The sequence below is a fragment of the Fibrella aestuarina BUZ 2 genome (genome assembly GCF_000331105.1).
GTDB lineage: Bacteria > Bacteroidota > Bacteroidia > Cytophagales > Spirosomataceae > Fibrella > Fibrella aestuarina.
In genome coordinates this window covers 6687653-6701798 of record NC_020054.1, presented here as the reverse complement: position 1 = coordinate 6701798, position 14146 = coordinate 6687653, and the positions used below count along the sequence as shown (strand labels likewise).

Annotated in this window: 10 protein-coding genes; 6 read left to right on the top strand and 4 right to left on the bottom strand. The window is 59.3% G+C overall.

The genetic code is table 11. The annotated features are described in order from the left end of the window. Window positions 1-134: 134 nt before the first annotated feature. The 3 genes from prfA to FAES_RS27785 form a co-directional block, all read right to left on the bottom strand. Window positions 135-1208 carry a peptide chain release factor 1 gene (prfA, locus tag FAES_RS27795; RefSeq protein WP_015334540.1) on the bottom strand — a complete coding sequence of 358 codons (1074 nt, stop codon included), beginning with the start codon at window positions 1206-1208 and terminating at the stop codon, window positions 135-137. A 101-nt stretch (window positions 1209-1309) separates the two neighbouring features. Continuing rightward, the gene (locus tag FAES_RS27790; protein WP_015334539.1) at window positions 1310-5071 is read right to left on the bottom strand and encodes an oxoprolinase family protein; all 3762 of its coding nucleotides are present in this window, start codon (window positions 5069-5071) and stop codon (window positions 1310-1312) included. Between the two features lie 106 nt (window positions 5072-5177). Then, the gene (locus tag FAES_RS27785; RefSeq protein ID WP_041258449.1) at window positions 5178-6842 is read right to left on the bottom strand and encodes an OmpA family protein; all 1665 of its coding nucleotides are present in this window, start codon (window positions 6840-6842) and stop codon (window positions 5178-5180) included. A 160-nt stretch (window positions 6843-7002) separates the two neighbouring features. Here FAES_RS27785 and FAES_RS27780 point away from each other — a divergent pair, with 160 nt between their 5' ends. The 3 genes from FAES_RS27780 (at window position 7003) to FAES_RS27770 (ending at window position 9657) form a co-directional block, all read left to right on the top strand. Then, entirely contained in the window at window positions 7003-8373 is a 1371-nt protein-coding gene (locus tag FAES_RS27780) for a UDP-N-acetylmuramate--L-alanine ligase (protein WP_015334537.1), read from the top strand. A gap of 92 nt (window positions 8374-8465) precedes the next feature. Beyond that, window positions 8466-9017, top strand: coding sequence for an LOG family protein (locus FAES_RS27775; RefSeq protein ID WP_015334536.1), 552 nt, complete (start codon window positions 8466-8468; stop codon window positions 9015-9017). A gap of 139 nt (window positions 9018-9156) precedes the next feature. Then, window positions 9157-9657: an NUDIX domain-containing protein gene (locus FAES_RS27770; protein WP_015334535.1), complete on the top strand. Its 501-nt coding sequence runs from the start codon at window positions 9157-9159 to the stop codon at window positions 9655-9657. Between the two features lie 7 nt (window positions 9658-9664). Here the strand turns inward: FAES_RS27770 and FAES_RS27765 are convergent, their stop codons facing one another. Continuing rightward, complete coding sequence (locus FAES_RS27765) at window positions 9665-10951, bottom strand: DUF5690 family protein (RefSeq protein ID WP_015334534.1); 1287 nt, start codon at window positions 10949-10951, stop codon at window positions 9665-9667. A gap of 81 nt (window positions 10952-11032) precedes the next feature. On the opposite strand from FAES_RS27765, the gene FAES_RS27760 reads away from it, so the two are divergent. The 3 genes from FAES_RS27760 (at window position 11033) to FAES_RS27750 (ending at window position 14139) form a co-directional block, all read left to right on the top strand. After that, the gene (locus FAES_RS27760) at window positions 11033-11719 is read left to right on the top strand and encodes an NUDIX hydrolase (protein WP_015334533.1); all 687 of its coding nucleotides are present in this window, start codon (window positions 11033-11035) and stop codon (window positions 11717-11719) included. 126 nt (window positions 11720-11845) lie between these two features. Then, a complete protein-coding gene (prs, locus tag FAES_RS27755; protein ID WP_198409041.1) occupies window positions 11846-12661 on the top strand; it encodes a ribose-phosphate diphosphokinase in 816 nt (271 codons plus the stop codon). Between the two features lie 11 nt (window positions 12662-12672). Further along, on the top strand, window positions 12673-14139 hold the full coding sequence (locus FAES_RS27750; RefSeq protein WP_015334531.1) for a nicotinate phosphoribosyltransferase: 1467 nt from the start codon (window positions 12673-12675) through the stop codon (window positions 14137-14139). Window positions 14140-14146 lie beyond the last annotated feature (7 nt).

Sequence of the window (14146 nt, the reverse complement as noted above, 5' to 3'; positions counted from 1 at the left end):
CGGAGCAGGTAAGCTCGCGTCCGGGCTTTGTTGCTTAAGCGAGATCATTGGCAATCAGGAGTTGATCCAGTTCCTTGTCTGACATTGTGCTTTGCTCAGCTTTGTCGTAGATCAGTATAGGATCGACTGTTCCGTTACGCGCCAGCGCCTTCTTTGAGACGTTCGGCGTTTTCGGCGATGCGCAGTTGCTCGATAAAGTCGCCGATGTCGCCATCCATTACGGCAGGCAGGTTGTAGACCGTCATGCCAATGCGGTGGTCAGTCACGCGACTTTGCGGGTAGTTGTAGGTACGTATCTTATCGGACCGGTCACCGCTGCCTACCATCGTTTTACGCTGCGAGGCAATGGCGTCGTTGTGTTTCTGCAACTCGATTTCGTAGAGCCGCGACCGTAGTACCGTCAGCGCCTTGTCGAAGTTTTTCAGCTGCGACCGCTCGTCCTGGCATTGCACCACAAGCCCCGTTGGGATGTGGGTCAGCCGCACAGCCGAGTAGGTGGTGTTTACCGACTGACCACCCGCGCCCGACGAACAGAACGTGTCCTTCCGGATGTCGTTCATGTTCAGGTCTACGTCGACCTCCTCGGCTTCGGGCAGTACCGCCACGCTGGCTGCCGACGTGTGAATGCGCCCCTGCGTTTCGGTAGCCGGTACGCGTTGCACCCGGTGCACGCCCGACTCGAATTTCATCTTGCCGTAGACGTCTTCGCCTTCCACTTCGGCCACAATTTCTTTGTAACCGCCCGATGAGCCCTCTGTAAAGTCGACGATCGACATTTTCCAGCCCATTTTGTCGCAAAAACGCTGGTACATGCGGAAGATGTCGCCCGCAAAAATGGCCGCTTCGTCGCCACCCGTACCGCCGCGCACTTCCAGAATGATGTTGCGGCTGTCGTTGGGATCTTTCGGAATCAGCATCTCCTTCAAATCGGCTTCGAGCTGATCGCGGCGAGGTTGCAGTTGCTCCAGTTCTTCTTTGGCGAGTTCGCGGAAATCTTCGTCTTTCTCGGTCGCGATCAGTTGGCGGGCGTTTTCGATTTCGGCCAGCACCTGCTGATACGACACGTACTGCTGCACGATCCGGTCGAGTTCCTTATATTCTTTGCTCAGCTTCATGAAGCGTTTGGGGTCTGAGACCACCTCGGGCTGCACAATCTGCTGCCCCACTTCATTGAAGCGTTCGCGTATGGCTTCTAATTGCTCAATCATAGTACAAAGGTAGTGATGAGTGATGAACGATAAGCGGTGAGTCAGCTAATGCCAGCATCGCCGTCAGACACCAACACGGACTGGCTGCTGTCACTTACCGCTCATCGTTCATCACTACCAACTCCGCCACCGCCAGGGGTTTCGAGCCGGATTCGCTCGCCAGTGTGTAGGCGGCGGGAAAACAGGCCGGGCAACGCGGTCTCGGTGCCATCCGGCTCGATGAGCGTTTGCTGACCGGGTTGGCCGGGTAGCCCCCCGTTGAGGCCATAGGGCGCTACCGTGCGGTGCTGACTCACCAGCGTGACCTGCATGGGTGCCAGGAATTCAAGCTCGCGCACCAGCCCATCGCCCCCGCGCCATTGCCCGGCCCCGCCCGAGTTGGGGCGCAGGCTAAACCGCCACAGACGTACCGGATACCGGCGTTCAAGGGTTTCGGGGTCGGTGAGGCGGGTGTTGGTCATGTGCTGATGCACGCCCGACCGGCCCGCCTGCCCGTGTGTGGCCCCTGCGCCGCCGCCGATGGTTTCGTAATAGCCCAGCGAGTCATTGCCAAACAGGAAATTGTTCATCGTGCCCTGGCTACACGCCGCCAGCCCCAGCGCCTTGAGCAACGTATCCACCAGCCGCTGACTTACCTCGGTATTACCCCCCACTACCGCCGGGCATTGCGTAGGCTCGTCGGGAAAAATCGGGTTCAGCAGCGACGAATTGGGCAGCACAAACCGGACGGGCTGCATCAGGCCTTCGTTGAGCGGAATATTGGTGGCGTCGACATGCTGCCCCACCCAGAGCCGCAGCACATACAGCACCGCCGAATGCAGGATGGAGACGTTGGCGTTGAGGTTGTTGGGATGCACCGACCCCGTGCCTGTCAGGTCGATCGTGAGCGTCTGGTCCGTAACAGCCATACGTACCTGGATGGGGTGTCCGTCGTCGAGGGTTTCGGTGGCTTCGAACGTCTGGCCGTCATACGGCGCGAGTACAGCCCGGATGGCGTCCGTTGCCGACTGCTGCAACCGGCTCATATAGTGGTGAACAACGTCGAGGCCGTGTGCCCGAACCAGCGCTTGCAGGGCCGTTTCGCCCGAATGGAGCGAGGCAATGGCGGCTTCCAGATCGGCCCGGTTTTCGGCCAGCGCACGCGTTGGGTACATTGCCTGTGTGAACGCCGCTTCCAGCCCGTCTTCCCACTGAAATTTCCCTTGCCGGATAATTAACTGCGGGACCAGCACCACGCCCTCTTCGACCAGCGACGTGGCATCGGGCGGCATGGACCCCGGCGTTTTACCGCCAATTTCGGCATGGTGAGCCCGGTTGATGACGTACCCGATAAGGCGTTGCTGCTCGTCGTATACACCCTGCAACAACGTCACGTCAGGCAAGTGCGAGCCGCCATATTTTGGGTGGTTGGTAATGGCAACGTCGCCGGGGCCGAGGGGCGTGCCATCTTGCGCGAGTTTGTCGAGCACCAGCCGGGCACAGATGCCGAGACTGCCCAGATGCACGGGAATGTGCGGCGCATTGACCACCAGCCGCCCCTGCGCGTCGAGCAGGGCACAGGAGAAATCGAGCCGCTCTTTTACGTTGACCGAAAAGGCCGTTCGCTGCAATTGAGCACCCATTTCGTCGGCAATGGCCCGGAATCGCTGAGTAAACAGTTCCAGCTGAATAACCTCATTGGCGTGGTTTCCAGCCTGTCTGGATAACGTACCTCGCCAGGCCGCGACAGCTGTTTTATCCGGCTGAATAGTCAGTAACCAGCCTTCGTCAATAAAGGCCGACGAGGTGGTATTGAGCAATAGCGCCGGACCACTGAAGGTATCGCCGGGTTGGAGTTGGGTCCAGTCGTAGGCGGGGTACTGGTCGGTCTGGAAGGCCGGGCGTGCGGGGCGCGTCGTCGGGAGCGGAGGGGGCGTATCGGTAGCAGGGGGCAACGTACCCACCGTTACCCGGAGGCTTTCTACTTCGATTGCCCGGTTTTCGGGAACGTACCCGTAGCGTTGCTCATAGGCCTCTCGAAACGTCGTTTCCAACGTGCCGATAAAAGCAACCGGTACCGTCGCTTCCTGGCCTTGCAGCCGTAAAAACGCGGTTCGGGCTAACGTACCCACGGCCGTTTCCTGAGCAACATCCTGGCGCAACTCAGTAGTGGCCTGCTTCGTCAACTCGTCGAACCAGCTACTCAATTGGTCAGACACCGACAAAAGTGGCCGCATCACCGACCGACTCGCCCGGCGTTCAATCTGCGCCTGACCGATGCCATACGCGCTGAGCAGGCCGCCGTCGAATGGCAGTATCAGGCGGGTCATACCCAGCAGGCGGGCTACCGCGCAACCGTGCAGGCCACCCGCGCCGCCAAACACCAGCAAGCTGTACTGCGCCGGATCGAACCCTCGCGCCACCGAGATTTTACGAATGGCCCCGGCCATCGTTTCGTCGGCGATGCTGGCAAACCCGTGCAGCAAAGCAAGGGGATCGGCTGGCTCGCCCGTTGCCTGACTCACCTGCTTGACCACCGCGTCGAGCGCCGCCTGCGCTTTGTCGATGAACACGGGAATGCCAAACTGCCGGGGATGCAGCCGCCCCAGCAACAGGTTAATGTCGGTGATCGTGAGGCTGGGCAACGTACCTGATGGCGTGGCACCGTAACAGGCCGGGCCGGGGGTAGCGCCCGCGCTCTGCGGCCCAACGCGCAGTTGGCCCGTCAGGGCATCAAACCAGCAGATCGAGCCGCCCCCCGCCGCTACCGTTTCGATCGCCAGCGAAGGCAGTTGCAACTCAAATGGGCCGATGGTAGTCGAAAATCGATGATCGGGTTGCCCATCGACGATGCGGGCGACGTCGGTGCTGGTACCGCCCATATCGAGCGTCAACAAAGTGTCAGTTGGCGCAACCGCTGCGGCACCAATAACGCCCCCCGCCGGCCCACTCAGCAGGCTGTCTTTCGGCTGGAACAGATCGGCCCGCACCAGCCCGCCCGCGCTCGTCATGAGCCGGACTGGATGGCCGCCCAACTGCGTTTGGACGTTGGTCAGGTACGTTCGTAACACGGGCGTCAGGTACGCATCGGCCACCGTCGTTTGGGTGCGCGACACGTACCCAGGTGCTGTCGATACGGCTGTCGAGCGCGTAACGATGGCGAAACCGGCAGCCGCAAGTGCGTCGGCCAGCTTGCGTTCGTGATCGGGGTTCTGATAGGCGTTGAGTAGCGACACGGCCACGGCGTCGGGCCGACCGTCGTGCAGTTGAGCGATCAGGTCGGCGATGGCTTCGTCGGTGAGGGGCTGGATGATGGCTCCATCGGCAGCGATGCGTTCTGGTACTTCGAGTACGCTGTCGTACAGCACGTCGGCGGGCGGAATGGCGAGTTGGAAGAGGTCTGGGCGTTGCTGAGTGCCGATGAGCAGCAGGTCGCGGAAGCCTTCCGTGACGAGCAACGCCACGCGCCCGCCTTTCCGCTCGAGCAGCGCGTTGGTACCTTTGGTGGTACCCAGCCGCATATCCAGTGCTGGGAAGGACTGACTCAGCGGCGTTTGAGTAAGCAGACGTGCTGCCAGCACGGGGGCTTCTTCGCTCGTATACAACTCGACCGTAGCGTTGGCTGGGTACGTTCCCCCGGCCAGTTGCAGATGGCCGTCGACGCTTAGCGACAGAACCGGATACGTTTCGTCGGTGTCGACCAGCCGGAGGGTGTAGCCATCGAAAATCGGGGCTACGAGCCAGGGCGCGATTAGCCGTCCGTCGATAAGCTGCCCCCGCAGCCGACTGCTGCTGAGAACTTTGGTTCGGTGTAGGGTGCCGGTGGGGTCGAGGGCGAGGCCGTCGGTGAAGGTGCCGCCCGTATCAATCCAGATTTGCCACATGCCCGCAAATATCCGACGGAAGCGGTCAGTCGCATACGCCGGGTTGGCTTAATCAGTGGGTAATTCGGTCAGTAGCCCGTCCAATGAGCTATCGCTAGTGTGATACTCATTTCTTCAGAATCACGAACTCGACGCGGCGGTTTTGCTGACGGCCTTCGTCGGTGTCGTTGGTGGCTACAGGTTTGGTTTCGCCAAAGCCTTTGCTGGCGACGCGGTCAGGTTCGATGCCCTTGCCGATCAGGTATTCGCGCACGGCGTCGGCGCGGTCCTGCGAAAGTTTGTTGTTGATCTCGTTGGAGCCCGTATTATCGGTATGCCCGTCTACCTCGATTACGAGTTTGGGTTTGTCGTTGAGCAACGTTACAATCCGGTCGAGCTCGGGCCCCGATTCGTCGCGTAGAATGGCTTTACCCGTGTCGAAAAAGACATTGTTCAGCCGGACGACTTCCCCCTCCAGAATCGGCACCATCTTCAACTCCTTCCCCTTGATCTCGAGCATGGCCGTGGCTGGGCCGGTGGGCTTGTTCGTCAGGTCGACGTTTTCGCCCACAGCGATGTAATCAGGTGTGACGGCTCGCATGGTGTACTTCTGGCCGTAGGGCAACACAATCTTGTATTGCCCCGTAACTGGGTCGGCGGTGGCGCGGCCGGCTTCGGCCCCGTCGGGCAAGGTGCTGTAGATAATCTCGGCTGCAATGGGACGGCCCGTCTTCTGGTCGATCACCGTGCCCGAAATCATCGCCACTGGGTCAGGGCGCGAGATCGGGTCGCCGTTTTTGGTCGGGTCGTTCTGAGCTAGTGTGGTGGAGTCGGCTGCGCCTTTGGGGGGCGTGGGTTGTACCATGTTGATCCGGACGATATCGCCGCCTTTGCCCTGAACGCCCTTGAAGGTGGTCAGAAAGGCGTTGTCGCCGAGCGCCGAGATGGAGTAATACGCATCGTAGCCGTCGGTGTTCACGCTGGGGCCGAGGTTCTGCGGCTTCGACCAGCGTTTCCAGGTTTTGTCGACGCGGCGCGTTACCCATACGTCGTTGTCGCCCTGCCCGCCGGGCCGGTTGGTCGAGAAATACAGCGTGACCCCGTCGGGCGCCAGAAACGGCGTCGTTTCCGTGAAGTCGTCGGTATTCACGTCGGCACCGAGGTTCATGGGTTCGCTCCACGAGCCATTTTTCTGCCGAAACGATACATACAGGTCGTCTTTCAGGCCATTGCGTTTTTCGCTGAACGACAGCAGCAGCGTCTTACCGTCGACGGTCAGGTAGGCAAAATCGAACTGGCCTTTGCTCAGCTTTTCGTAGTTAGCGATGTTCAGCTTTTCGGGAACACCCCAACCGCTCGCCGTGCGTTTGCTGATCGAGAAACCGCGCGTTTCGTACTGCCCATTCACGTAGGCCCCGCGCAACAGCAGCGTGTTACCGTCGGGCGTGATGCTGAACACGGCGTTGTGGTTGAACTGGTTCAGCGGCGAGCCCATCCGCCGGGCTGGCCCCCACTGATTGCTGGGTTGCCACTCCGAATACCAGATGTCGGCGCTGCCATTGTCTTTGTCGGCAAACTTGGTGTTGTTGGGATGGTCTTCGCGGGTGTAGTACAGCGTTTTACCGTCGGGGCTGATGAGCGGATTGCCCTCGTTATAGATCGAATTGACCTGTGGACCCAGGTTTTCGCCTTTATACGCCGAGGCAGGCGGGGTAGCCACCGGAGCCTGCGCCCAACCAACGTACCCAGTCAATACCAACAATCCGGCCGTCAGGCCGTTTCTCCAGTTCATAGTCAGTGGGGAACTCATTATCCGCTAAACGAAGATAGTAGCTACCTTCGTCTGGAAAAAAGTTTACAGTGTACAGTTTGCCGTTGCGTTGCCTGTGGGCCACCCACCGTGACAGCGGACGAACTGAAACCTGTAAATAGCAACCTGTAAACGTTCCTTCATGCCGCAGGCATATCACTTTATTGCCATTGGAGGCTCGGCCATGCACAACCTGGCCATGGCGCTTCATCAGCAGGGGCACACCATCACCGGCTCCGACGACGAAATTTACGACCCCGCCCGCACCCGGCTGGCCCAACGGGGGCTGCTGCCCGATCAGATGGGCTGGTTTCCCGACCGCCTGCACGCAGGCCTCGACGGCGTCATCCTGGGCATGCACGCCCGCGCCGACAACCCCGAACTGGCCCGGGCGCAGGAGCTGGGTCTACCCATTTTTTCGTACCCCGAATTCATCTACGCCCAAAGCCGCCAGAAACAGCGGGTTGTGATTGCCGGTAGCCACGGTAAAACCACCATCACGTCGATGATCCTGCACGTGCTGAAATACAACAACCGGCAGTTCGACTACCTGGTGGGCGCGCAGATCGACGGGTTTGAGACGATGGTGAAACTGACCGGCGACAGCGATGCCAGCGGCGCGCCCGTGATTGTCATCGAAGGCGATGAATATGCCTCTTCGCCCATCGACCGTCGGCCCAAGTTTCTGCATTATCAGCCGCATATGGCGCTCATCAGCGGTATCGCCTGGGACCACGTCAACATTTACCCGACCTACGACGAGTATGTCGATCAGTTCGAGCTGCTGGCCGACCAGATGCCCAAAGCCGGGGTGCTGCTCTTCGACGAAACCGATAACCTGCTCGACGTGATCGGCGAAAAAGAGCGGCCCGACGTGCAGAAAGTGCCCTACGATGCGCATCCGCACCTGATTCGGGACGGCCGAACGTACCTGACGACCGCCTCTGGTACGGAGGTGCCGTTGCAGGTGTTTGGTCTGCACAACATGAAAAATATTGCAGGAGCTATGGCCGTCTGCGACCGGCTGGGCGTATCCGACGAGCAGTTTTATGAAGCCATCCAGACGTTTGCCGGGGCCGCTCGTCGGCTGGAAACGGTGGTGCAGACCGATACCCAGATCGTGTACCGCGACTTTGCCCACGCCCCTTCCAAAGTTGAGGCCACGACGGAAGCTGTGAAAGCGCAGTTTCCCGATAAGCGGTTGCTCGCCTGTGTGGAACTGCACACGTTCAGCAGCCTCAATAAAGCGTTTCTGAGCCAGTATGAGCACACGCTCGACGCGGCCGACATCGCGGCGGTGTATTACAATGCCCACACGCTGGCCATCAAACGACTGGAGCCGATCTCGCCCGACGACATCCGGGCGGCCTTCAACAAACCCGATCTGGCGGTCTTTACGGAAACCGCTGACCTGACCAATTTTCTCCACCAAAACCAAACAACCGCCGATGTATTCCTGATGATGAGTTCAGGTACGTTCGGCGGGTTGGATTTAAAAAATGTCATTAGGTAGTCATTTGGCTTCGCCGTCATTCGTCGTCAGTGATTGTCTTTTACGACGAATGACGGCGAAGCCAAATGACTACTTAATGACCACCAACTTTTATGCAAAGCATTGTCGTGTACTGTGGCTCATCGCCGGGGGTGAAGCCGATTTACAAGGAAGTCGCTGTTGAACTGGGCCAGAAACTGGCGGCCCGGCGTATCCGCCTGATTTATGGCGGAGGTGGATTTGGCCTAATGGGCAATGTAGCCGACACGGTGCTGCTTAACGGCGGCGAAGTGACGGGCGTTATCCCGAATTTTCTGGCTCAACTAGAGGTAGCCCACCAAACGCTGACGGAGATCCATTTTGTCGAAACCATGCATGAGCGGAAGTACAAAATGGTGCATCTGGCCAAAGGTGTCATTGCGCTGCCAGGTGGCTACGGCACGTTCGACGAACTGTTCGAGATTCTGGCGTGGCGGCAACTTAAACTCTACGACGGGCCCATCGCCATCATCAACGTCGACGGTTATTACGACCTGATGCTACAGCAACTCGACCGCTGCGTAGCCGATGGGTTCCTGAAACCCGAAAACCGCGCCTTGCTGATTGTGACCAATACCGTCGACGAATGCCTGATGGCGATCGAGAATTTCTGGGAATCGGTGTAAGGGGCTTTTACGCAGAGCTACGCTGAGAAGCACGGAGATTCACAGAGCCTTACTTCTCCTCTAAAAAGATCTCTGCGAATCTCTATGCTCCTCAGCGTAGCTCTGCGTAACAACTTTTACTCCTCGAAAAACGCTCCTTATGCCGAAACTCAACTTTTGTCCCGTTTGCGCGTCACCACTGGTACAACAGGTCGTTAGCGGGCGCGACCGGCTGGTATGCTCCAAGCCCTGTGGGTACGTCTTCTACGACAACCCGCTGCCCGTGGTTGGGGCCATTGTCGAGTATGACAACGACACGGTGGTGCTTACCCAGAACATCGGCTGGCCCGCCGACTGGTTCGGGCTGGTGACGGGCTTTCTGGAACGCGGCGAAGCGCCCGCCGACGCCATCCTGCGCGAGATTCAGGAAGAGATCGGGCTGACCCAGGTCGAGATCGTCGAGTTTCTGGGCATCTACCCGTTCTTTCAGCGCAACGAAATCATTTTCACCTACCACGTGCGCGCCACCGGCGAGATCGTCATGGACGAAACGGAATTACAGGCCGTAAAAATCACGCCGATCACCGAACTGCGTCCGTGGCCCTTCGGCACCGGCCCCGCCGTGAAAGACTGGCTCGAGAAACGAAAGAGCGAGGCATAAAACAAAATCACAACGTACCCACGACCTGCTGGGTGGCTGCCGTTTGCCGGTAGCGGGTTCGGAAGTACACAAACGAGGCCAGTACCAGCAGGCCATAGATGATAGCCAGCGTGTAGGCGCCATAGACAAAGAACTGCCGGTAGCTGATCGTGCCCTGCCCGAAGTTCTTGTACAGCAGCACGCCCACGCTGCCCAGATAGCCGTACCAGTCGGCGAGCGTGACCATAAACCCGACCGTCCCCACGTACCGGAACGCCGCCACCAGCCGCTCGAAATACAGGCCGTTGCAGGGCACGTAGGCCATGTAGAGCCCCAGTCCCGTCAGCAAAAACCACGTACCTGCGGGGAGACTGCCCGCCGTGTAGGCCCAGGTACTGAGGCCCACGGTGACTCCACCGAGTAGCATGAGGCCGTTGAGCAGGGCAAATGCCCGGAAGTTATCCGTCACGCGCTGGAGCAACGCCATCACGAGCAGGATGCCTACGGCAATGAGCGTTTCGGTCTGGGCGAAGATGCCGGGGTTCTGCACGCCCGCGTCTTTCATGATCTCCGGTCCGAAATTGTCGCGGAAGTCGCGGAAGGCGGTGAGCAGCACGTAGCTCCCGATGAGCAGGGCCAGCCCCGGCCCAAACTCACGCACAAACGATTGCCGTTCGAGGCGGTTCATGGGCTGGCGGGTGGTGCGCAGGGCGCGGTCTTCGTCGGTCGGTGGGGGGAGGCGCGTAAGGGCATAAATCGACAGCAGGATGGGCGCTACAAACAGCATTCCCGTCACGAACGGCAGCCAGAACTCCGACACGCCCCAACTGGCCTTGATGGTCAGCGCCACCGTTTTGACGAAGCCCGATGCGAAAATGAACGAAGCCGTCAGCCCCGCTACCATGGCGTCGGTTTGGCGTCGGCCTTCCAGGAAACCCAGCATGATGCCGTAGACCATGCCCAGGGGAAGGCCGTTCAGAAACAGAAAGACAATATTCCAGGGGGCGGGTACCAGCGCAAAGGCCAGCAGCGCCAGCAGGGCAAAACCCGTAAACGCCAGAATCGCCGCCGCCCGCCGCCCCGGCGTCATCTCCGACACGATCTTGATGCCGATGCCTTTCGAGGCCGCGTAGCCCAGCACCTGCGCCGTCACCAGCCAGATTTTGTAGTTGATGCCCGCAAACGCCATGCCCTCAAACGTAACGGCGGTGATGCCCTTGCGGAAAGCGTACATACAGGCATAGGTGCAGAACGCGGCCACCGCACCAAAGGCAGTGAGAGCCGCGGAGTTCGACGCAAAAGCAGGCGATTTCATTCGAGCAAGATAAAGAATGCCGCCCGCTTCTGTTTCTTTGTTACCATAACTTAACACGAGTTGGTGTGAGTTGACCTTCGTATGAACGTACCTAACGAGGCGATCCGGCTGACGGTCGATGCGGTGGTGTTTGGCTACCGCGATGGGCAGCTATTTGTGGCGCTGATCAACCGAAAATACCCGCCCTACGCAGACCAATGGGCCTTACCCGGTGGCTTTGTCGCGCCGACCGAAACGTTGGAAGAGGCCGTTCAGCGCGAATTGCGGGAGGAAACGGGCATTCAGACCCGTTTCCTGGAACAACTCTACACCTTCGGGGCCGTCGATCGCGATCCCCGGCAACGCGTTGTCAGCGTAGCGTACATGGGGCTGGTGCGGCCGTCCGATTTCCAGATTCAGGCCAGCACCGACGCGCAGGATGTGGCCTGGTTTGCGCTCAACAAACTGCCCCCGCTGGCCTTCGACCATGCCGCTATTCTCCAACGGGCGCTCGATCGGTTGCGGGGTAAACTGACCTACGAGCCCATTGGCCTCAACCTGCTCGATGAAACGTTTCCGTTTGGCGACCTCGAACGCCTCTACGCGGCTATTCTGAACAAACCCTTCGACCGGCGTAACTTTCGGAAAAAAGTGCTCAGTTTCAATATTTTAGTTGAACAGCCGCAGAAAGTTACGCCCGAAAAAGGGAGGCCCGCCACCTACTACGCCTTCGACAAAAACCGCTACGAAACCCTCCGCGCTAGTGGGTTTCTGTTCGATATAAAATGACCGTTGGCTCATTATGTGTAAAATTTACGCAAAATGGATTGGTCGAAAACTTGGTTTGTCTACATTTGCGTAGAATTTACGCAAAAAGATATGCTGGCGTTACACCTGTCTCCCGGTTTTACCCCTATGGCTGCCGAGCCAATTCCCTTTCAGACCTTTGTTTTCAGCGGGGGTGAACCGCATATCAAGCTGGATTTGTCGGGCGTGGCGGCCCATGAGCCTGTGCTCATCACGCAGCGGGCACAGAACGCCGCCGATTTTATGCTCTTGCTGTTAGCGACCGACGCCCTTCGTCGGGCGGGCTACCGGCAACTCTCCCTGTTGTTGCCTTATTTCCCCGCGGCCCGACAAGACCGGCTGATGGTACCCGGCGAACCGCTGAGTGTGCATCTATACGCCGATCTCATCAACGCGCAGCAATACGAGCAGGTCTACGTCTACGACCCGCATTCCGACGTGACGCCCGCCTTGCTGAACGGGGCGCAGGTCATCACCAACCAGGCGTTTATTGAACAGGTACTCACCCGGTTCGATCGTGAAACGGTCTGTCTGGTAGCTCCCGACGCGGGTGCGCTGAAGAAAATTCACAAGCTGTCGACAGCCCTGGGTGGGGTTCCCGTGGTGGTGGGCGACAAGGAGCGCGACGTGAAAACGGGCGCGCTCACCGGCTTTCGCGTCTTTGCTGACAGCCTACAGAGCCGACACTGCCTTATCGTCGATGACATCTGCGACGGGGGCGGGACGTTCGTGGGGCTAGCGGCTGAACTACGTACCCGGCAACCCGCCAGTGTATCATTGGCCGTATCGCATGGCATCTTCAGCCGGGGAATCGCCCCCCTGACCAACGTGCTCGACCATGTGTATACGACCAACAGCTTCTCGACGCTGCCTCCCGCCGACGGCCTGACGCAGATCGACTTAACCACGTTACTCACGTTATAATCGATACAACCATGACGTTGAACCCGCTTACGCTCATCGACTTTTACAAGGCCGATCACCGCCGTCAGTATCCCAAGGGTACTGAGTTAGTATACAGCAATTTAACACCCCGCAGCAGCCGCGTCGACGGCACCGACGAGGTTGTCTTTTTCGGGCTCCAGTACTTCGTACAGGAGTATCTGATCCGGCAGTGGAACGACGGGTTTTTCCAACAGCCCAAAGCGCAGGTGCTGGCCCGTTATCAGCGGCGGATGGATACCGCACTAGGGCCGGGCGCGATCGACGTGGCCCATATCGGCGCGCTGCACGACCTGGGCTACCTGCCGCTTGAGATCAAGGCCCTGCCCGAAGGGTCGGTGGTGCCGCTGAAAGTGCCGATGCTGACCATGCGCAACACCCACCCCGACTTTTTCTGGCTGACCAATTACCTCGAAACCCTCATTTCGTGCGTGCTCTGGAAGCCCTGCACGTCGGCCACCACCGCCCGCACCTACCGGCGGGTATTCGATCAGTATGCCGATGAAACCGTGGGTAACCGCGACTTCGTGGGCTGGCAGGGGCACGACTTTTCGATGCGGGGGATGTCGGGCGTGGAAGATGCCGTACTGAGTGGAGCGGGCCACCTACTGAGCTTTACCGGAACCGATTCGGTGCCTGCGATCGACTTTCTGGAAACCTATTACGGAGCCAATGCTGACACGGAACTGGTGGGTGGGTCGGTGCCCGCTACCGAACACTCGGTGATGTGCATGGGGTTGAAAGACAGCGAGATCGACACCTTCGAGCGGCTCATCACGACGGTTTACCCGGCGGGCGTGGTGTCGATTGTGTCGGATACCTGGGATTTCTGGCGCGTGATCACGGAGTTTCTGCCCCAACTGAAAAGCCAGATTCTGGCCCGCGAGGGCAAGGTGGTGATTCGCCCCGACTCAGGCGACCCCGTGAAGATTATCTGCGGCGACCCGGATGCCGAACCGGGCAGTCCGGCCCACAAAGGCGCGATCGAGTGCCTCTGGGAAACCTTCGGCGGTATCCGTACCGAACGGGGTTACAAACTGCTCGACAGCCACATTGGCCTGATTTACGGCGACAGCATCACCACCGAGCGGCAGCTTCGTATTCTGGAACAACTAAAGCAGAAAGGGTTCGCCTCGTTCAACGTCGTGCTGGGCATTGGCTCATACACCTACGAATACGTCACACGCGACACCTTCGGGTTTGCCGTAAAAGCCACGTATGGCGAGGTGAACGGCGAAGCGCGCGCCATTTTCAAAGACCCCAAAACCGACAGCGGCACCAAACGGTCGGCGCGCGGCCTGCTTCGGGTCGTCGAGGAAAACGGGCGGCTAGTGCTCCATGACCAATGCACCTGGGATGAGGAAGCCACGGGCCTGCTTCAGCCCGTCTTCCGCGACGGCCAACTCCTACGTACCCAAACCCTGGCCGACATCCGGGGGCGGCTGGCCACTCAACCTTAATACTGTT